At 64.3% G+C, this 19,352-nt stretch carries 22 protein-coding genes; 14 read left to right on the plus strand and 8 right to left on the minus strand.

All coding sequences use genetic code 11. The features are described 5' to 3' along the window. Entirely contained in the window at positions 1 to 948 is a 948-nt protein-coding gene (locus U5798_RS12700) for a LysR family transcriptional regulator (protein WP_322082214.1), read from the minus strand. Between the two features lie 226 nt (positions 949 to 1,174). Here U5798_RS12700 and U5798_RS12705 point away from each other — a divergent pair, with 226 nt between their 5' ends. After that, entirely contained in the window at positions 1,175 to 2,203 is a 1,029-nt protein-coding gene (locus tag U5798_RS12705) for a DUF1338 domain-containing protein (protein ID WP_124451535.1), read from the plus strand. Positions 2,204 to 2,564: 361 nt separating this feature from the next. Here the strand turns inward: U5798_RS12705 and U5798_RS12710 are convergent, their stop codons facing one another. From U5798_RS12710 to U5798_RS12720, 3 genes are all read right to left on the minus strand, one after another. Continuing rightward, the gene (locus tag U5798_RS12710; RefSeq protein WP_096475163.1) at positions 2,565 to 2,762 is read right to left on the minus strand and encodes a CsbD family protein; all 198 of its coding nucleotides are present in this window, start codon (positions 2,760 to 2,762) and stop codon (positions 2,565 to 2,567) included. Positions 2,763 to 2,815: 53 nt separating this feature from the next. Continuing rightward, the gene (locus U5798_RS12715; RefSeq protein ID WP_322082215.1) at positions 2,816 to 3,166 is read right to left on the minus strand and encodes a BON domain-containing protein; all 351 of its coding nucleotides are present in this window, start codon (positions 3,164 to 3,166) and stop codon (positions 2,816 to 2,818) included. 61 nt (positions 3,167 to 3,227) lie between these two features. Further along, positions 3,228 to 3,392: a hypothetical protein gene (locus tag U5798_RS12720; protein ID WP_185658161.1), complete on the minus strand. Its 165-nt coding sequence runs from the start codon at positions 3,390 to 3,392 to the stop codon at positions 3,228 to 3,230. Positions 3,393 to 3,775: 383 nt separating this feature from the next. On the opposite strand from U5798_RS12720, the gene U5798_RS12725 reads away from it, so the two are divergent. The 4 genes from U5798_RS12725 (at position 3,776) to U5798_RS12740 (ending at position 8,578) form a co-directional block, all read left to right on the plus strand. Next, entirely contained in the window at positions 3,776 to 5,332 is a 1,557-nt protein-coding gene (locus U5798_RS12725) for a PAS domain S-box protein (RefSeq protein WP_124451531.1), read from the plus strand. A 140-nt stretch (positions 5,333 to 5,472) separates the two neighbouring features. After that, positions 5,473 to 5,664: a CsbD family protein gene (locus tag U5798_RS12730; RefSeq protein ID WP_124451529.1), complete on the plus strand. Its 192-nt coding sequence runs from the start codon at positions 5,473 to 5,475 to the stop codon at positions 5,662 to 5,664. 425 nt (positions 5,665 to 6,089) lie between these two features. Then, positions 6,090 to 7,241 (plus strand): branched-chain amino acid ABC transporter substrate-binding protein, encoded by a 1,152-nt coding sequence (locus tag U5798_RS12735; protein WP_322082216.1) that lies wholly within the window; start codon positions 6,090 to 6,092, stop codon positions 7,239 to 7,241. Between the two features lie 164 nt (positions 7,242 to 7,405). After that, on the plus strand, positions 7,406 to 8,578 hold the full coding sequence (locus U5798_RS12740) for an FAD-binding oxidoreductase (RefSeq protein ID WP_322082217.1): 1,173 nt from the start codon (positions 7,406 to 7,408) through the stop codon (positions 8,576 to 8,578). Positions 8,579 to 8,674: 96 nt separating this feature from the next. Here the strand turns inward: U5798_RS12740 and U5798_RS12745 are convergent, their stop codons facing one another. Continuing rightward, complete coding sequence (locus U5798_RS12745) at positions 8,675 to 9,856, minus strand: serine hydrolase domain-containing protein (protein ID WP_322082218.1); 1,182 nt, start codon at positions 9,854 to 9,856, stop codon at positions 8,675 to 8,677. Between the two features lie 276 nt (positions 9,857 to 10,132). Here U5798_RS12745 and U5798_RS12750 point away from each other — a divergent pair, with 276 nt between their 5' ends. Next, positions 10,133 to 11,260 carry an aminotransferase class V-fold PLP-dependent enzyme gene (locus U5798_RS12750; RefSeq protein WP_322082219.1) on the plus strand — a complete coding sequence of 376 codons (1,128 nt, stop codon included), beginning with the start codon at positions 10,133 to 10,135 and terminating at the stop codon, positions 11,258 to 11,260. 271 nt (positions 11,261 to 11,531) lie between these two features. Here the strand turns inward: U5798_RS12750 and U5798_RS12755 are convergent, their stop codons facing one another. Beyond that, positions 11,532 to 11,990, minus strand: a complete 459-nt coding sequence (locus tag U5798_RS12755) for a GNAT family N-acetyltransferase (protein ID WP_322082220.1) — start codon at positions 11,988 to 11,990, stop codon at positions 11,532 to 11,534. Positions 11,991 to 12,242: 252 nt separating this feature from the next. Between U5798_RS12755 and U5798_RS12760 the strand changes: the two genes are divergently transcribed. After that, positions 12,243 to 13,109, plus strand: coding sequence for a helix-turn-helix transcriptional regulator (locus U5798_RS12760; RefSeq protein WP_322082221.1), 867 nt, complete (start codon positions 12,243 to 12,245; stop codon positions 13,107 to 13,109). 87 nt (positions 13,110 to 13,196) lie between these two features. Then, positions 13,197 to 14,111 carry an alpha/beta hydrolase gene (locus U5798_RS12765; RefSeq protein WP_322082222.1) on the plus strand — a complete coding sequence of 305 codons (915 nt, stop codon included), beginning with the start codon at positions 13,197 to 13,199 and terminating at the stop codon, positions 14,109 to 14,111. 39 nt (positions 14,112 to 14,150) lie between these two features. Here the strand turns inward: U5798_RS12765 and U5798_RS12770 are convergent, their stop codons facing one another. Further along, complete coding sequence (locus U5798_RS12770; RefSeq protein ID WP_175901115.1) at positions 14,151 to 14,579, minus strand: VOC family protein; 429 nt, start codon at positions 14,577 to 14,579, stop codon at positions 14,151 to 14,153. A 539-nt stretch (positions 14,580 to 15,118) separates the two neighbouring features. Here U5798_RS12770 and U5798_RS12775 point away from each other — a divergent pair. The 6 genes from U5798_RS12775 to U5798_RS12800 all read left to right on the plus strand — a co-directional run bounded on the left by U5798_RS12775 (position 15,119) and on the right by U5798_RS12800 (position 18,333). Next, positions 15,119 to 15,493 carry a VOC family protein gene (locus tag U5798_RS12775; protein WP_322082223.1) on the plus strand — a complete coding sequence of 125 codons (375 nt, stop codon included), beginning with the start codon at positions 15,119 to 15,121 and terminating at the stop codon, positions 15,491 to 15,493. Between the two features lie 30 nt (positions 15,494 to 15,523). Further along, positions 15,524 to 15,730 (plus strand): hypothetical protein, encoded by a 207-nt coding sequence (locus U5798_RS12780; protein ID WP_124451510.1) that lies wholly within the window; start codon positions 15,524 to 15,526, stop codon positions 15,728 to 15,730. 83 nt (positions 15,731 to 15,813) lie between these two features. Next, positions 15,814 to 16,323 (plus strand): hypothetical protein, encoded by a 510-nt coding sequence (locus U5798_RS12785; RefSeq protein ID WP_124451508.1) that lies wholly within the window; start codon positions 15,814 to 15,816, stop codon positions 16,321 to 16,323. Positions 16,324 to 16,489: 166 nt separating this feature from the next. Beyond that, positions 16,490 to 16,939, plus strand: a complete 450-nt coding sequence (locus U5798_RS12790) for a hypothetical protein (protein WP_124451506.1) — start codon at positions 16,490 to 16,492, stop codon at positions 16,937 to 16,939. Positions 16,940 to 17,026: 87 nt separating this feature from the next. Beyond that, on the plus strand, positions 17,027 to 17,575 hold the full coding sequence (locus U5798_RS12795; protein ID WP_124451504.1) for a GNAT family N-acetyltransferase: 549 nt from the start codon (positions 17,027 to 17,029) through the stop codon (positions 17,573 to 17,575). A gap of 80 nt (positions 17,576 to 17,655) precedes the next feature. Beyond that, entirely contained in the window at positions 17,656 to 18,333 is a 678-nt protein-coding gene (locus U5798_RS12800; RefSeq protein ID WP_124451502.1) for a hypothetical protein, read from the plus strand. A gap of 4 nt (positions 18,334 to 18,337) precedes the next feature. On the opposite strand, the gene U5798_RS12805 is transcribed toward U5798_RS12800, so the two are convergent. Beyond that, positions 18,338 to 19,309, minus strand: a complete 972-nt coding sequence (locus U5798_RS12805; RefSeq protein ID WP_124451500.1) for a LysR substrate-binding domain-containing protein — start codon at positions 19,307 to 19,309, stop codon at positions 18,338 to 18,340. Positions 19,310 to 19,352: the final 43 nt, after the last annotated feature.

Raw genomic sequence — 19,352 nt, forward strand, 5'->3', positions numbered from 1 at the left:
TTACTCGACGTCTTCGTCGTCTTCCTCATCGGTGTCGTCCTCCGCGCGCTCCGGCGCCGCATACGCGCTCGCCTGTTCGAGCAGCCAGCCGCGGAACAGCTCCAGCGGCTTGCTGTGGCTGAGTTCCGTCGGATACACGAGGTAGTACGCGGAATCGCCGACCGTCGCCGCGTCGCACGGCACGATCAGGCCGAGCTGCTGCAGCTGTTCCTCGACGAAGAACTTCGGCACGAGCGCGATCCCGAGCCCCGCCGCGGCCGCGCTGATCAGCATCGTGTGCAGTTCGTAGCGCACACCCTGCATCGTGCGGATGTCCTCGACGCCGTGCGTCTCGAACCACTGCGCCCACGCGCCGGGGCGCGTCGTCGAGTGCAGCAGCGGATACGCGAGCAGATCCTCGACGCGCTCGACGGGCCCGTCGAGCAGCGCGGGCGAGCAGATCGGCACGACTTCCTCGCCGAACAGGTAGTCGGACGACGTACCGGGCCAGGTCGGCTTGCCGTAGTGGATCGCGGCCTCGAAGTGCGTGTCCTCGAACGAGAACAGGTCGGTGCGGCTGCCCATGTTCACGCGCACGTCGGGCGTGCGGTCGTAGAAGCTCTTGATGCGCGGGATCAGCCAGTGCGACGCGAAGGTCGGCAGCACCGCGAGCTCCAGATAGCCGCCGCCGCTGCCGTGCGCGATGATCGACAGCGTGTCGCGGTCGAGCGTTTCCAGCGCACGCCGCACCTGCGTGCCGTACAGCTTGCCGGCGCGCGTCAGCACGACGCGCTGCTTCACGCGGGCGAACAGCCGCACGCCGAGGCTTGATTCGAGCGTCGCGATCTGCCGCGATACCGCGCTTTCGGTCAGGAACAGCTCCTTGGCCGCGTGCGTGAAGCTCTCGTGGCGTGCGGCGGCTTCGAAGGCCACGAGCGCACCCATGTTGGGGATCTTGAATTTACGCATGATGTTCGATTCGTCTGACGATCAGGCCCGCACGGCACAAGGCGGAAGGCGGAGCAGGGGAGCGGCTAATAATTCCAAAAACTCATCACATGTCAATTTAATCTCGCTTTACGCCCGGCTGCAACCCTTTGAATAATGCTCCCCACGCAAGGTCAGGCGCCCGTGGGGCGGCCGGCCGACGAGTTGCCGGCACGTTTGCCGGCGGTCCCCCGAGACGAGAATCCTGATGCGCAATCCGAATATCGAGAGCTTGCTGACGAAGCTGCTGGGACAGGCGAAGACCGACGCCCTGTTCTCGACCCTGAACATGCCGGCCATCCTCGAAGAATGGGAAGACGGCGTCGTGACGCGTGCGGAAATCGCGCAGGCGATGAACATGGCGCTGTTCGAAGGGCTGCTCGAGCGCTCGGCGAACGGCCGCGCGTACACGGCCGAAGCGATCGAAAACGGCGGCTCGGTCTATTTCGACCACGGCGCGCTGCGCACGGTGCGCTGGCCGCACACGGGCGCGCTGCCGCCGGGCGAGGCCGCGTTCACGCGCATCCTGCGTCCGCTCGGCTTCCGGCTGAACGGCCGTTACCCGCTCGACAAGCTCGGCATGACGGGCCGCGCGTATGCGCATGAAGACGCACCGGACGAAATCGCGCAGTTCTTCGTCAGCGAACTGCATCCGGAACGTTTCTCGAAGGAATTCCAGCAGGCCGTGACGAACGTCGTCAGCTCGTCGCGCGATCCGCTGTCGCCGGCGGCCGTCGCGCTGCTGTGGGAAGTCGAGCGCGAAGGCTGGCTGCCGCTGGACGCCGCGCACGCGCTGCTGCCGGAAATCGTCGGCGCGTTCGCGCGCCAGCATGACCTGCCGAACGAACTCGACTACGAAACGCTGCTGATGGAATCGGCGGAAATGGCGTGGATCTCGACCGAAGGCAACGCGTTCAACCACGCGACCGACCGCGTCGCCGACGTGTTCAAGCTGTCCGACGACGAGAAGGCGAAGGGCCGCCCGATGAAGCCGGAAGTCGAGCGTTCGCGCTCGGGCCGCGTGTTCCAGACCGCGTATCGTGCCGACACCGTCGAGCGCGAGTTCCGCACGCGCGACGGCGGCACGGTGAAGCGCAACGTGCCGGGCTCGTTCTACGAGTTCATCACGCGCAAGCGCACGTTCGACCAGGCGGCGCGCCGCTGGGTGACCGACCTGCGTTTCGATGCGGGCAACGCGCAAGGCATCTTCAAGATGACGGCAAACGCGGCGAAGTAACGAGCCAAGGGCGGTGCGACGTGCACCGCTGAAGCAGGGCCGAACGGATCGGGCAGGGCGTGCATGCGTCCTGCCCGATTTGCGTTGGGTGGCCGCGATGCGGCGCAATGCGCGTGCGTTCGCGCGCAGCGGCGGTCCGCCGTGTCGCGGTCGATTGCGGAGTCGGGAAGATGAGGGTGAAGCGAAGGCGGCGGGCGCGTGCCGTGCGCGTCGCCGTCAGAAGACGTGCGTGATCAGATAGAACAGCACCAGCAGCCCGAACGGCACGCCGAGCAGCCAGGCGATCAGGTATTTGCCCATGTCGTGGTCCTGATGGCCGCGACGCCAGGAGCGCCGCGGCGGGTTGAGACGGCCGGTTGCGTTACAGCTCGCGATCGAATTCCTTCAACTGCTTCTCGGCTGCGTCGCGGGCGATCCCGTAACGCTCCTGGATCTTCCCGGCCAGATAGTCGCGATTGCCTTCGGCGACCGCGAGATCGTCGTCGGTCAGCTTGCCCCACTTGGCCTTCAGCTTGCCGGTGATCTGCTTCCACTGGCCCTTGATCTTGTCCTCGTTCATGGTTTGCTCCTTTCGTAAGGGGAGAAAAGCGCGGCGGTCGGCCGCGGGGTAGCTCAGGCCTTTGCCTTCAGGCCGGATGCGTCGACGTGCTTCACGCCCTTCACGGCGCGCGTCACGGCGATCGCCTTCTTTACAGCGATCTTCGTCGGCAGCACGCCCGTGAGCGTGACGACGCCGTCGACCGTCTTCACGCTGATGTCGACGCTCTTCACGCCTTCGGTGGTCGCGAGTTCACCCTTCACCTTGGTCGTGATCCAGGTGTCGGTGACGGGCTGGTTCGATTCGGCCGTCATGCCGCTGTCGGTCGACGAGGCCTGTGCGTGCGCGTTCGTGAGCGGTGCGGCGGAAAGCAGGAAGGCCGCGCTGACGGCGAGCAGCGTCGAAAGGTGCGAGGTCTTGTTCATTGGTGTTCTCCTTCGATTGGCGTGATGAATGGATCAATCGTCGAGCACGGATCGTGCCGCGCTACCGGGCGATCGGCGTGTCGTAGCCGGGTTCGCGCGGCGGCATGTCCGGGCGCGGCACGTCGGGTGGCAGCGGCACCGGCGGATCGGTGCCGGGCGGCGGCTCGGGCGGGTTGTCCGGGGCCGGCTCGGGCCGCGTCGGATCGGGTGTCTGATGCTGCTTCATCCGGTTGTCCTCCTCTGCGGTATGAAAGGGCAGCGCATGAGCGCCGATGCAGTACCAGCGTACCGACGCGAACGCGAGCGGACATCGCGCAAATTCACCGGATTGCCTAGTGCGTTTGCACGGGGACGGAACGGACGGGCGGGAACGGGAAATGCATCATGACCCGGGCAACGCGGGGCGACCGGCGCGCAGGCCGCGCTGCGCCGCTCGGCGGGGCACCGCACGATGCCGGCGCGGCATGCGAATGTACTATCGGGGGTAGTGCATCCGCGTCTGTCGCGCCCTTGCGTGGTACGCAATCATCGCGGCACGCACCGGCGGGGTCTTGCCGGTGCAACGGGCGATCGGCCGGCGGTCATGTTGACGACAGGGACAACGATTCGATGAACGAACAAGTAAACGAACAGGCGCTGAAGACGCATACCGACCGGCGCCAGCTGCATCAGATCATCGCGGGGCTCACCGAGGGCGTGATCCTGGTCGAGCCCGACCAGCGGATCGTCTGGGCGAACGAGGCCGCGCTCGCGATGCACGGCGTGACCGAGCTGGAGGCGCTCGGCGCGGACGTCACCGAATACCGCGAGCGCTTCCGGCTGCGCTACCGGAACAACCATCCGGTGCGCGACGGCCACTATCCGATGGATCGCGTGATCGCCGGCGAGGAGTTCAGCGACGTGACGGTCGAAGTCGAATCGGCCGCCGACGAAACCGTGAGCTGGGTTCACCGCATCCGCAGCCTCGTGCTGACGAACGCGGCCGGCGAACCCGATTGCCTCGCGCTCGTGCTGCACGACGCGACCGAATGGGCGAGCGCCGAGGAGCGCTTCGAGCGCACCTTCAACGCGAACCCGGCGCCGGCCGTGATCTGCCGGCTCGACGACTTGCGCTACGTGAAGGTCAACCAGGGCTTTCTCGACCTGACGGGCCATGCGCGCGACGACGTGCTCGGCCGCTCGGTGTACGAAATCGACGTGCTCGAACAGGCCGAGCGGCGCGACCTCGCGATCGAGCGGCTCGGCGAAGGCGCGACGATCCCGCAGATGGAAGCCGTGCTGAAAGTCGCGGACGGCAGCACGAAGGCCGTGGTCGTCGCCGGGCAGCCGATCGACATGAACGACGAGGCCTGCATGCTGTTCACGTTCATGGATCTCGAGCCGCGCAAGCAGGTCGAGCGCGCGCTGAAGCAAAGCGAGGAACGCTTCGCGACGGCCTTCCGGATGGCGCCGGTCGCGACCGCGATCGTCACGGCCGACCGCTTCGAACTGCTCGACGTGAACGGTGCGTTCGCCGCGATGACGGGCCATGCGCAGGACGACCTGCTCGGCAAGTCGGCGGACGAGATCGGGCTGTGGGCCGAGCACGGCGCGTGGCCGCGCATCGAAGGCCGGCTCGCACGCGACGGCAGCGTGCGCAACGCGGACGTGCAGATCCGCACGCGCGATGGCGACGTACGCGATTGCGTCGTGTCGGCCGACCCCGTCGCGATTCACGGCCGCGACTGCCTGCTCGTCGCGCTGCTCGACATCAGCGATCGCAAGCGTACCGAGATGGAACTCGTCTATGCGATCGAGACGGCGATGCAGGATGCGTCGTGGTTCAGCCGCACGCTGATCGAGAAGCTCGCGAACGTGCGGCGCGCGAATGCGCCGGACGCGGGCGCGCAGCTGTCGGACCTGACCGCGCGCGAGCGCGACGTGTTCGACCTGCTGTGCCACGGCCTCGCCGACAAGGAGATCGCGGGCCGCCTCGGCCTCGCGCCGAACACCGTGCGCAACCACGTCGCGACGATCTACGCGAAGCTCGACGTGCACAGCCGCGGCGAGGCGATCGTGTGGGCGCGCGAGCGCGGGATCGTCGGTGCGGCCGAGGTGAACGGTGCGCGCGGCGAGAAGGGCGCCGACAAGGGTGCCGACAAGGGCGGCGCGAAGGGCAAGGACTGACGCCGACGGTACGAATGCACCACGCACATTGGTGCATCCGCATCTACCGCCTGCGGCATTCGCTTGCGATCCTGTCCACTCGGCGGTGCGGCGCAGGCCGTCACATCGCCGGCTCTCCCCAACCATCGCAGGAGACGACCATGGACAGGAATCGCATCGAAGGCAAGCTCAAGCAGGTCAAGGGTTCGGTCAAGGAAGCGCTCGGCAAGGTGACGGGCGACCGCAAGGCGGAAGCGGAAGGCATCGCCGAACAGCAGGCCGGCAAGATCCAGGAAAAGGCCGGCGAGGCGGCCGATGCGGTGCGCAAGCACACGGGCACCGATCGGCATTGACCGACGACGCGGCGCCTGCGCGGGCGCATCGCGAAGGCCGGTCGGGCCGTCGGCGCAGCGATGATGCGCGATCGGCATGACCACGGCCGGCCTTTACCCACGGGCGCCGCCGCCGTTTCCCGTTCAAGCTTTCGACCCACGGCCCGCCGCTGGGCAGCCGTGGGTCGCCCGCGAACACGGAACTTGATGATAAATCCTCACAACATAGTTCCGATATTTCGTTTGCTGCACGGGTATTGGCTACTCACAATCCATTCACCTCTTTCGCGATGAAAGGTTCTTCGGAGACGGAATCGCGGTGATCGGCCGGCCGGTCGGGCGCATCGAATGGCGCCCCCGGCCGCGCAAGACGTCACCGGCGCGCAAGAGGTCGCCGACGCGCGGCAGGCGCGCGTCGCACCCCGACCCACATAAGAAGGATTGCCATGACGTTCCGCATTCGTTCGCTTTCCGGCGTCGCATTGACTGCCGCGCTCCTCGCAATCCACACGGGCCCGGCCCATGCGCAGGAAACGGTCGTGAAGGTCGGCGTGGCCGGCCCGCTGACGGGCGGCGGCGCCGCATACGGCAAGGACATCGAGAACGGCGTACGCATGGCGGTCGACGAAGCGAATGCCGCGCACACGATGGTCGGCGGCAAGCCGGTGAAGTTCGTGATCGCGTCGCAGGACGACCAGAGCGATCCGCGCACCGGCGTGCAGGCCGCGCAGCAGCTCGCCGATGCGCAGGTCGCCGTCGTGATCGGCCATTTCAATTCGGGCACGACGCTGCCCGCGTCGAAGATCTACGCGAAGGCCGGCATTCCGATGATCACGCCGTCGGCGACGAATCCCGACATCACGCGCGCCGGGCTCGGCACCGTGTACCGCGTGATCGCGACCGACACGCAGAACGCGGGCAACGCCGGTACGTACGCCGCGAGCGTGACGAAGGCGAAGCGCATCGCGATCATCGACGACCGCACCGCGTTCGGCCAGGGCGAAGCCGACGAATTCGAGCAGGCCGTGAAGGCGAACGGCGGCACGATCGTCGCGCGCGAATTCACGAACGACAAGGCCGTCGATTTCAGCGCGCAGCTCACGAAGATCAAGAGCACCAACGCCGATCTCGTGTTCTTCGGCGGCCTCGACGCGCAGGCCGCGATGCTCGTGAAGCGCATGCGCCAGCTCGGCATCCGCGCGCAGTTCCTGGCAGGCGGCGGCGTGATGAACGCGAACTTCATCAAGCTCGCCGGCAATGCGGCGGAAGGCGCGTCGGTATGGGAATACGGGCAGCCGCTGTCGCGTCTCGCGAAAGGCAAGCAGTTCGAAACGAAATTCAAGCAGAAGTACGGCGTCGACATGCTCGCGTACGCGCCGTTCGCGTACGACGCGACATGGATCGCGATCAACGCGATGCAGAAGGCGAATTCGACGAAGCCGGCCGATTTCAACGGCGCGCTGAAGGGCACGCGCTACGACGGCATCACGGGCACGATCGCGTTCACGAACACGGGCGACCTGAAGAACCCGAGCTCGACGCTGTATGAAGTGAAGAACGCTGCATGGCAGCCCGTCACGACGAAGTCGGCGGACTGAACGCAACACGCGCGAGCGGACTTTCGCGGCGATGCCGGACGTGCTGAAATAGCCGAAGCGGTCGCCGGGGAAGCCTGCCCGCGCAATGCCGCGCACGACGCGGCGCGAACAACCCACGGGCGCGGTCGGCAGGCCGCGCCTTTCATGTGCAACCGGAGTCAGTCGTGAGTTCTCAAGTCGTCATCGTCGGCGGTGGTGTGATCGGCAGCTCGATCGCTTATTTCCTGCGCGCCACCGATCCCACGGTCGCCGTGACCGTCATCGAACGCGACCCCACCTATGCGCGCTCGTCGTCGGCGCTGTCGGCCGCGTCGATTCGCCAGCAGTTCTCGACGCCGCTGTCGATCGAGATGTCGCTGTTCGGCATCGACTTCCTGCGCACGATCGGCGAGCGGCTCGAAGTGGACGGCAACCGGCCGTCGATCGACCTGCACGAAGGCGGTTACCTGTTCCTCGCGACGCCGGCCGGCGATGCGACGCTGCGCGAGAATCATGCATTGCAGACGAGCCTCGGCGCCGATATCCGGCTGATGGACGCCGATGCGCTGCGCGCGAAGTTTCCGTGGCTGAACGTCGACGATCTCGTGTCGGGCGCGTACGGCGTGAGCGGTGAAGGCTGGTTCGACGGCTATGGGCTCGTGCAGGCGCTGCGCAAGAAGGCGCAGGCGCTCGGCGCGCGCTACGTGCCGGCCGACGTGAAGGACGTGGTGCGCGACGGCCGCAAGATCACGCATGTCGTGACGGGCGACGGCGAGCGTCATGCATGCGACACGCTCGTCAACGCGGCCGGCGCGTGGACGCGCACGCTGTCGTCGATGATGGGCATCGACATCCCCGTGTTTGCGCGGCGCCGCAGCATCTTCAACGTGTCGTCGCCGGCGAAGCTCACCGACTGCCCGCTGCTGATCGATCCGACCGGCGTGTATTTCCGGCCGGAAGGGCGCACGTATATCTGCGGCACGTCGCCGAGCCCCGATCGAGACCCGGACGACCTGCCGCTCGACGAAGTCGACCACGACCTGTTCGACGAGGTGATCTGGCCGACACTCGCGAATCGCGTGCCGGAATTCGAGGCGCTGCGTGTCGAGAATTGCTGGTCCGGGTACTACGAGTACAACGTGTTCGATCACAACGCGATCATCGGCTATCACCCGGAACTCGACAACGTCGTGTTCGCGAACGGCTACAGCGGCCACGGGCTGCAGCAAGGGCCGGCGACCGGGCGCGGCGTCAGCGAACTCATCCTGGGCGGGCGTTATGACACGCTCGACCTGTCGTCGCTCGGCTGGGCGCGTGTGCTGGAAAACCGGCCGATCGTCGAAAAGAACGTCGTGTAGCGCGGCGTAACCGCCCGGAAGCGAGATGGGCGGGATTCTCCTTGTGTCTCAAACCCGTTGGCCCGACGCTTGTCGGGCCTTTTTTCGTTTCGCGGGCTAACCGACGCCGTAGACGGCATCGCGCAGGTCGAGCGTGTACTGGCCGTTCATTCCTTCGTAGAGCGTATTCGACAGCGACACGACGGTCAGCCCGCGCGCGCGATCGACGAACCACGAGTGCCCGTATACGCCACCCCAGCGCCACGTGCCGACGGACTCCGGCGACGCAGCCGCCTGCGGGTCGCGCAACACCGAGAACCCGATTCCGAAGCCCGCGCCGGGCAGGTCCGCCAATTCGAAGTCGCCCGTCTGCACGCGGCCCATCTCGTCGACCAGGTCGGGCGGCAGGATGGCGCCGCCGCCTGCGCGCAGCGTGTCCAGCACCGTCAGCACGTCGCCGGCCGTGCCGACCATTCCGGCACCGCCCGATGCGAACGCCTGCGCATCGAGCGCGCGCGACGGCGAGTACGTGACGCCGACGAACCCTTCGTCGATGGGCACGGTTTCGTTCTCGGCGAGCCGGTGCGGCTGCGGCGTGTCGTTGACGTAGGGCGTAGCGAGCCGCGCGGGATCGCGTGCGACGAAAGCCGTGTCGCGCGCACCGAGCGGGCGGAGCACGAGCGCATCGATCGCGTCGGCGAGCGGCACGCCGCAGACAGCTTCGATCAGCGCGCCGATGACGTCGATCGACAGCGAGTAGTTCCAGTTGGTGCCGGGCGCGAACAGCAGCGGCACGTTCGCGATCCGGCGCAGATTTTCCGCGAGCGTGATCGATGCGCCATCCAGCCCGTCGGACACGCCCGCTCGCGCATAGGGGCCGTTCGAATCGGTCTCGTTGAAGCGATAGTCGAGGCCGGCGGTATGCACCAGCAACTGGCGCACCGTAATCACCGGCACACGGCCGTCGGGCAGCGCAGGACGGAACTCGGGCAGCCAGCGCGTGACGTCGTCGTCGAGCGACAGCTTGTGTTGCGCGACGAGCACCATCGCGGCGGCCGAGACGATCGGCTTCGTCACCGACGCGAGGCGGAACAGCGTGTCCTCGCGCATCGGCGTGCGCGATTCGCGGTCCGCGAATCCGGCCGCGCGACGGTAGACGAGCTCGCCGTGGCGTGCGACGAGGACCACCGCGCCGACGAGGCGCTGCGTGTCGAGCTGGCGGGACAGGACCGCATCGATGCGCTCGGCGAGCGCGGGATCGGTGGACGGCTGCAGTGACGAAGCTGAAGAGGCGGTCATCGAGGATTCCGTCGTGAGGAGCCTGATCGACATGTTATGGGCTGTCCGCCGCACGCGTCGTTAACCCTTACTCGGAACAGGGCTACGTGCGCTGCACGGGGCGGCGTTGGTGCGCATCGAACCGGACGGCGGACAAAATATGTCCCAATCGGCCGGCGGCGTTCGTTAGAATCTGCTTTCGTCGAAGAGTGACGCATTTGCATTGGTGCAGAGCAGTATCGAGTCGCAGGCGCTGCGCGCCCTGATTCCATCGTTCATTTTTCACCGGAGGCGAGCATGCCAGGTTTACTTCCCGATGTTGACCGCGAGGGCCTCCTCGAATATTCGGTGGTGTACACCGATCGCTCGGTCAACCACATGTCGCAGCGCTTCCAGGGCGTCATGCGCGACATTTCCGCCACGCTGAAAAAAGTCTACAACGCGAAGTCGGTCGCGATCGTCCCGGGCAGCGGGACGTTCGGAATGGAAGCCGTGGCGCGCCAGTTCGCGACGAACAAGAAGTGCCTCGTGATCCGCAACGGCTGGTTCAGCTTCCGCTGGTCGCAGATTTTCGACATGGGCAGCATTCCGTCCGAAACGACGGTGCTGAAGGCGCGTCCGGTCGAAGCGGGGCGGCAGGCCGCGTATGCGCCGGCGCCGATCGACGAAGTGGTCGCCGCGATCAGGGAGAACAAGCCCGACCTGGTGTTTGCGCCGCATGTCGAAACGGCTTCGGGGATGATGCTGCCCGACGGGTATCTGCGTGCAGTGGCCGATGCCGTGCATGCAGTCGGCGGGATGTTCGTGCTGGACTGCATCGCGTCGGGCACCGTCTGGGTCGACATGCAGGCCAGCGGCGTCGATATCCTGATCAGCGCGCCGCAGAAAGGGTGGAGTGCGTCGCCGTGTTGTGCGATGGTGATGTTGAGCCCGCTTGCGCGCGAACGCATCGATTCGACGACCAGCACCAGCTTCGCATGCGATCTGCGCAAGTGGTTGCAGATCATGGAAGCCTACGAGGGCGGCGGGTTCGCGTATCACGCGACGATGCCGACCGACAGCCTCACGACGCTGCGCGACGTGATGAAGGAAACCGAGGCTTATGGTTTCGACAAGGTGAAGGCCGAGCAGCTCGAGCTTGGCGGGCGCATTCGTGCACTGCTGGCCGAGAAGGGGTTCAGGAGCGTGGCGGCGGCAGGGTTCGAGGCGCCGGGTGTCGTGGTCAGCTATACGGACGATGACGGGATCCGAACCGGGAAGAAGTTCGCGGATGTCGGCTTGCAGATCGCGGCCGGCGTGCCGCTGCAATGCGACGAGCCGGAGGACTTCAAGACTTTCCGGCTCGGGTTGTTCGGCCTCGACAAGCTGCATGATGTCGATGGCGCGGTCAAGCGGTTCTCGGATGCGTTGAATCGGATTCTTTGAGGCGGTTTGGCGGAGTGGGTGCGCGCCGGATCGTTGCCGGGACGGTGCGCGTTGTGACGCATTGTTCTTGTGGCCATCGCTCATTTCAACGAGTGGTGGCCTTTGTACTTGATGGCCGAAGCGTGGGCGCGAAAAATCGCGGAATTCATCGACATGCTGATTCGTGGCGAAACGATCCATCCATGAATCTTGCGCCTCTGACGGAGCGTTTGCCAAACGGGGCATATCACCCGTAACGGCCGCTTGCCACGCGAGCCAACGAATGGAAGCCTTATCGCGTCAGGCAGTACAAAACATCAGGGCAACCTTCCTCGTTTCTGCTCCCGTCGCTGTATGCAATGGCAACGAACCCGTGTTGCTCATAAAACGCAGCGGCATCGCGGTTCATCTGGAACGTATAGAGCTGGAGCTTGCCATTGGCCTGCGACTTCACCGACTCCAGCAGGGCAGTGCCAATTCCTTGCCGCTTGAACTCAGGGCACACATACAACTGTTCGAGCCATGTCACGCCGTCAGTGACAGCGTGGGCGGCGATGCCGACTATGCGATCGTCGTTCACGGCGACGGTAACGTTGCCCGACGGGACGAGCACGTCGGTAACCCAATCCCGGACGGCCGCATCAGCGTGCACGAGTGGCGCATACGATGCCAGCGTTTTGCGCGACCGCAGATAGACGTCGGCCACCTCTGAAGCATCGGCAGTGGTCGCTCGACGCAAGATCAAGGGCATGTATCGTTCACTCCGAAATCGTCGAAAGGTGCACAACGATAGCAGCACGAAATCGAACGTCCAAGATCGCGCGGAAGGCCGGTGGAGCGGCGAGTTCGGAAAGTCTGCGCAACGTATCGAGTTTGTGGCACGAAGAATCGGCGGTGAGCTTCCACAAACGATTCGCGGCTTCGTCCCGCCATTCCCGTATCATCTGTCCGATTCGCCGGGATCGCATCACCTGACCATCCCGCACAAGTGAAAGGACGAGCGATGACAGGGGAAGGGAACGGCCACGGTGGCGCGATCGAGCGCAACGTGACAGCCAACCCGAAGCGTGCCGGCATCGTATCCGTTCAAAAGAGCACCGACCCGCGCGATTACCAGAACTCACCGGGTATCGCAGCGGTCATGCCGAAAGCATTTCCCGACGGTTGCGTCGTCGCAGAGCATCAGCATCCGCGCGCACAACTCGTCTACACGACGACGGGCATAGCCGAAGTCTTCGCCTCCCAGTCGCTCTGGTTGATCCCGCCTCATCGCGCGCTGTGGATCCCGCCGGACCTTCCGCATGCGATGCGCGCACACGGCCTCCTCGAAATGAGAACCGCGTACGTCGACCCGTACGCGTACCCGTCGGCCTATCCGAATCAACCAAGACTGATAGAGGTGTCGCCGCTGCTGCGTGAACTGATTGTGCGCGCATCGTCCCTGCCGATCGACGCGAGTCCCGCCGGACGCGACGCTCTCGTCATCCAGCTCATGCTCGCTGAAATCGAGTGGTCGCCCGAGCAGCCATTAAGGCTTCCGTCGGGCCAGGATCGGCGCCTTGCCCGCGTTTGCGATGCGATTCTGTCGGATCCGGCCGATCAACGCACGCTGACGGAATGGGCCGGTGAAGTCGGTGCGTCCAGTCGAACGTTGGCCCGGCTGTTCACCGCCGAAACCGGCTTGTCGTTCAGCCAGTGGCGACAGCAGGCGCGGATTTCAGCCGCACGCCCGTTGCTGGCATCGGGATGTTCCGTGATCGCCGTCGCGGCCGAACTGGGTTACGAAACGACGAGCGCATTCTCGACCGTGTTTCGCCGCTTCACCGGCATGACGCCGAGCGCTTACGCGAAACTGTCCGATTTCGCGTAGCAAACGTCTTACCGCAACACGCGGGATTTGGCGTGCGGGCCTATCGTGTCGGTCATCGAACCCACCGACCGAATGAGGCAAGCCGACATGACGCGCCACGACATCGAATTTTCGTCCGAATCCACGACGCTGCAGGGCTGGTTCTACGAACCGGCGCAGCGCACCGCCAACGGGAAGGCCCATCCCGCCATCGTGATGGCGCACGGCTTCTCGGCCGTGAAGGAGCAGTATCTGGACCGCTACGCCGAGGTGTTCGCCGCCAGCGGCTTTGCCGTGCTGCTCTACGATCACAAGAACTTCGGTGCGAGCGACGGGCTGCCCCGTCAGGAAATCGATCCCGTGCAACAGAAGCGCGGCTATCGCGACGCGATCAGCTATCTGCTGACGCGCGCAGAGGTCGACGCCGAACGCATCGGTATCTGGGGCACCAGCTACAGCGGCGGCCACGTGCTCGAAGTCGCCGCGATCGACCGGCGCGTCAAATGCGTGGTGTCGCAGGTGCCGACGATCAGCGGGTATCAGTCGGGCTTGCGCCGCACGCGTTCCGATCTCGTACCGGCAATGCTGGCGCGCTTCGATGAAGATCGCAGGCAGCGCTTCGCGGGCGGCGCGCCTGCCATGATGCCGGCCGTCAGTGCCGACCCGTCGGCTGCTTGTGCGATGGCCGGCGCGGATGCGTACCGGTTCTTCACCGAATCGGCCGCGCAGTTCGCGCCGCGCTGGCGAAATGAAGTGACGTTACGCAGTGCAGAGATGTCCCGCGAGAACGAACCGGGCCAGTACGTCGACCGCATCTCGCCGACGCCACTGCTGATGATCGTCGCCGACCAGGACGTGCTGACGCCGACCGACCTTTGCCTCAAGGCGTGGGAAAACGCGCTGGAACCGAAGCGGTTGCTGCAGATCAAGGGCGGTCATTTCACGCCGTATATCGAGCACTTCGACGCAACCAGTCGGGCGGCCGTGGAATGGTTCACGCAGCATCTGGGTGGCGCGTGCTGACTTGAGCCCGCGCGCGTCCGACTTGCGCCACCGCTGGTGCTATGCGTGTCGCTTCGGGTTCCATGCCTTGTGGACGAACTCGAGGCGATTGCCGTCGAAGTCGGCGACGTTCGCTGCGTAGTAGCCGCGAGCGAAGTAGGTGCGATCCGCTGGTTTCCCCTCGTCGATGCCGCCGGCCTGGATCGCTGCTGCGTAGGCGGCATCGACCAGTTCGTTGGAATCGCAGACGATCCCGAGGTACAGCCCCGTCTCGCCGGGTTTGCGTTGGCGCAGCCAGATACTTGATCCGACCGCGTTGCCCTTGCCGTACACGTCGTCGCCGATGCCATAGAGATCGGGGACACCCTCGGGGCCCGACGCGGAGTCGTAGTTGCCGAAGATGCGCCAGCCGAGCGGTTTCAACGCTTCGGCGTAGAAGGCCAGCGACTTGTCGATGTCGGTGACGGAGAGGTAGACGTGGTCGATCATTGGGCCGCCTTCTTCGATGTGGGTGAGGAGGGTTGGAGCATCATGCCATCGGACGATAGCAAACCCGGCAATGCGGTGCACGGCGTCGACGATGCCAGCCGTTGCTTCGTCATATGAAGTAATAGCTGTAATCCCGTATGAAATTTACTCTCCGATGGATCGGGCTAGACTGGTGTCGCCTTGTCCCCCCCAAGGTGTTTGGTGACTTCCGCTCGGCCCGCGCTTTCCGGCGCGGGCCAATTTTTTCGAGCGGGTGCTGGCGGCGATCGAATGATCGCGAGCCGGATGCGCGTCGCAGGAAGCCCGGCGTGGCAGTGCTCACTGGCATTTCGAATCCTTTCAGATAAGCAAGCTGACAGACATGCGATCGTCAGGTATCCAACGGATCTCGACAATGTCACGTAGCGCGACGTGACGGCCCGGTATGGGGTGAGCGGGTGAGAGAAGAGGTGTACTGCCGCCGGCAGGGTATGGCACCATCGCGGTGGTCTCGACATTACACCCGGGTGCAGGCCAGCCCATCTATCCGAGGGGATATCATGTTTGACCACGTCAAATTCGGTGTCAGCGACTTTGCCGCCAGCAAGGCGTTTTTCCTCAAGGCGCTTGCGCCGATCGGTGCCGTGACGGTGGGCGAGGGCGAGCCTTCCTACGGCATCGAGATCAGTACGCCCGCCAAGGCTTCGCTGTGCCTGTTCCAGTCGGACGAGAAACCGGCGCATCTCCACATCGCGTTCGTGGCCGACAATCGGCAGCAAGTCGATGCGTTCTACCGCGCGGCGCTGGAGGCGGGCGGGAAGGACAACGGCGCGCCCGGGGTGCGGCCGCATTATCACGCGAACTACTACGCGGCGTTCGTCATCGGGCCGGATGGGCACAATATCGAGGTGGTGTGTCATCAGGTGGTGGGGTGACGCACCAAACACACAAGAGAGCGTGTCGCGATGAGCGAAATGACCATCGAATGGCCTTTCTACATGGTGGTGCTTGCCGCGGGTGTTGAATACTGGCCAGTGACGCTTTGTGTCGGCGTGGCTGGATTGTATTTCGGGTCGGCTCGCCTGCGCAGTGTCCGGCGAGTTGTTTGCCTGGTCATTGCGCTTTTGTTCATCCTCGTTGCTGGCGCCGGGATTTACTTATCCCTCGGTTAGGGGGCCGCGAGTCACGCTTGCACTCGGAATCGAGTCTGCGCCTGACTGACTCGACAGCGCATTTCGAATCGGAACACTTGGTCTTGCGAAAATACCTGCTGCTTTGGATTCTGGTGATGCACACGGTTGATGCGTCTGCGCAGTTTCCCTTTGCTCAACGCCCCTTCTTCGGCGAGCCACCATTTCGTTTTGGTCTTGGGATGATTTTCAGTTTTCCGGCTCCATCCCCCGACGAATCGCCCGAGGCCGCCTACGAATATTGCACGCAGGCGGCGGTATCCGCGTTGATTCGCTTTGACGATTTCCTCGTTGCGAGTACGTCGTCGGTCCTGCCCAGTTCGCCGATCGCACCGCAGCAATTACCGAGGGCCTTTCCGGTGTTTCCTGTTCTGAAACACTCGCCGTCGACATACGAGCTGGATCGCAACCAGTGTATTCGGGGATATGACAGATTGCGAGCGGTGAGGATCGGCATGCCGACGATCGAACATCTCTATGCGGGCTTGTCGACATGCGAGCAAATCTACGGTCGCGATCAGATCGCTGATCATGCGCTGTGCGTTGTCACGATCGCGGAGCATCAAGGGCGGTGAGTCTTGTTGTTGCGAATGATCGGACGCTTCAGCTTCGGACGATCTTTCGAATCGGACAGCGGGTACGCTACACTCAGCCGAAACACACAGAAGAGTGATGTCGGCATGCGGTGCAGACAATAGAAGCACATCCCGGGGCGGGGGCCGTCGGCCTCCCGAAAACACAATGCCAATCAGCAAACTGAAGGCCATGCCGGCGTTTCACGCGGACGCGCCGCCGCAGATCCGTCATGCCGTCGCGCTTTTCGCGATTGTCTGGCTCATCGAGGTCGCGTTTACAGTCTGGCTTCAGATTCAGATAGTGGGTTACAGCCAAATTGGCGAAGTGTCCGCGGAAAAGGCGACGCTTATGCGTCACGGGAGTGCGTTTCTCGCCGTGGTCCAGGCCTTCTGGCTTTTCCTGAACGCCATCCTGATCATCGGCCTTTGCCAACGACAAAAGCTGGCGCGAACGCTGGAGCTGATGCTCACGATTGTCACGACGCTGGCCTTCATCGTGGTGAAGTTCCCGTTCAGGGTGAACCTGATCGAAGTGTCATTTTTCGCTAATGCGATTGCGACCGTGCTGATTTATACGGGCCCGTGTTCGCGATGGTTCCAGGGTACGACTTCTTAAGATCGTCACGTTTGCTATTGCGAATGCTGGGCTGGCGAGATGAAGGCTGTGGTGCCACACCGCGACGACTCAACGGAAAGACAAGCGATGAATTCGAAAAGCATCCGCAGAGCGACAGCAGACGACGTACCGGCGCTTACGCAGATCCGGAACGATGCACATGCAAAGAAAGTCGCGCATGGCGATTATGTGTGGGGCAAGGAGGGCGACGGTTTCTCCGAGCGGTGGGTACGAAACAACGTCGCCGAGAAAGCAGTGTATGTCGTCGAACAGGATGGCACGTTGGTCGGGACGTTCTCGCTCAGTTTCGGCGATGACCAGCACTGGGGGCCTCAAGAACCGGTCGCCGGTTACGTGCACGGGCTATGTGTACGGCAAGGTTTCAACGGGAACGGCATTGGCCGCTTCGTGCTTGACTGGTGCGCTCACGAGGTGAGCGCCTTGAACCGGCGTTTCGTTCGTCTCGACTGTGCAGCGGAAAACACAAAGCTTTGCGCCTATTACGAATCGCTTGGCTTTGTCCGCGTCGGGTTGAAGTCGGACGGCCGTGACTGGTCGTTGTACGAGAAGCCGGCGGATCAACTGTCGACTGGATCACTGACGGGTTTCTCGCAGGCGTCTCGTCAAACGAAGTGAAACCGGCAATGATTTTCGGCACAAGCTTGCCGAATCGTCGACAATCCGCGTCATTCAAAAAATCAAAGAGAGGGTGGTGTATGCGCAGGACCGGTAAGACGCTCGTGGTGATCTTGAGCTTTGCAGTCGTCGGCATCGCCGACGTCCAGGCAGCCCCCAGCGAATCCGCATTCCCGCGCTTCACGCAGACGGAAGGCAAGCTCGACAGCGATGGTCTCCCGCTGTCCGGCGTCAAGCTCTGCATCCTCCCCGACCACGCCCCGTGCTTCGAGATGCCGCCGGCGCCGCTTCCCCATTCTTCGAAGGAACTGTACCAGTTCGGCCTGGATCCGAAGTCCGAGCGGTTGCCGATCGCATCGGGCGGCTCGTGGGTCTTCTTCTCGGGAATGTTCTCGGGCGGCGGCAGCGGAATGCTGGAGCGCGTGGCGATCTTGCGGATCGGCGCGAACGGCAAGATCGAAAACCTGATGCCGAAAGTCACCCAGACGGAGATGGCCGACCGCGCGATGTGGAAGCTGCCGGATGTGTCGCCGTATCCGCTGTTTGTCCGGGCGGACGCCGAGTGGCAAGAGGGCGAAGTGCATTTCGACAAGCACTTCTTCCAAGTCGACGCATGGGTGTTCGATCCTGTCGCCAATCAATACGCGAAGCGCTTTTCTTACCGCACGAGCAAGCGCTACGACAACGGCGAGGGCGGGGACCACGTGCTGGCCTCTGAGCGTCCGGAAATCCTGCGTCGCCTCACCGCCGGCAAGTAGCGCCTTATCGCTGCATGTCCCCGTACGTCTCCTTGCACACTGCGCGAAGCGCCTCGACGAGCAGATCGCGCGCGGGCGAACGCGAATCGGCGGAGCGCGTAAACAGCGCAATCGGCGGAAGCGTCCACACGAGCGAATAAGGCACGATCGCCACGCCGGCGATCCGCACCAGTTCTTCCGCGATATCGGCCGGCACGATCGACACGGCCTCGTCGCTCGACGCGATCATTTCGCCGATCAGCTTCGACGAGTAGCTTTCGACGATCGGCACGGGCGGCGCGATGCCGGCCGACAGGAACAGGTCGGTCACCTGTTCGCGCATCGGCGTATGCGGCGCGCCGAGAATCCAGTCGAGCGCGTGCAGCTTGTGCCAATCCAGCGGCGTGCGCGCGAGCTTGGCCGCAAGACGCCGGCTCGCGATCATGCGCGGCTGCTGCTGATACAGCACTTCGAACGACACCTGGCCCAGGTCGATCGCCGACGACGCGCGCCCGATCACGATGTCGACGCTGTGGTCCCTGAGCTGCAGCAGCAGCTGATCGCTGGTGCCTTCGTGGATCGTCACGGTCAGCCGCCGCTCCATCCGCGCCTGCAGCCGCTTCAGTGCGGCCGACAGCATCTGCCCGGAGATGAACGGAATCACCCCGATATGCAGATGGGCCGCATGCCCGGCGGCGACGGCCTCCATCTCGCGGGCGAGGTGGTCGAGATCCTTGATCATCGCCTTCGCCCGCTCGAGCACGACCGCGCCGAGCGCGGTGGGCCGCATGCCGCGAGACGAGCGCTCGAACAGCGGCGTGCCGAACATGCTCTCGAGCTCGGACAGCGCGTTCGTCACGGCCGGCTGGCTGCTGGCCATGTGCTCGGCGACGCGCGTCAGCGACCCGTGCTGCTGGATCTGCAGCAACAGCACCAGATGCCGAATCTTCAGACGAGCGCCGAGCCGCCTGACCACGTCGTTTGCGTCAAAATTCATTGACTGGTCATGTATTCATCAGGAAAAAGTGATGGACCGATAT

The sequence above is a fragment of the Burkholderia sp. BCC1972 genome, from assembly GCF_905339605.1.
In the GTDB taxonomy this organism is placed as follows: domain Bacteria; phylum Pseudomonadota; class Gammaproteobacteria; order Burkholderiales; family Burkholderiaceae; genus Burkholderia.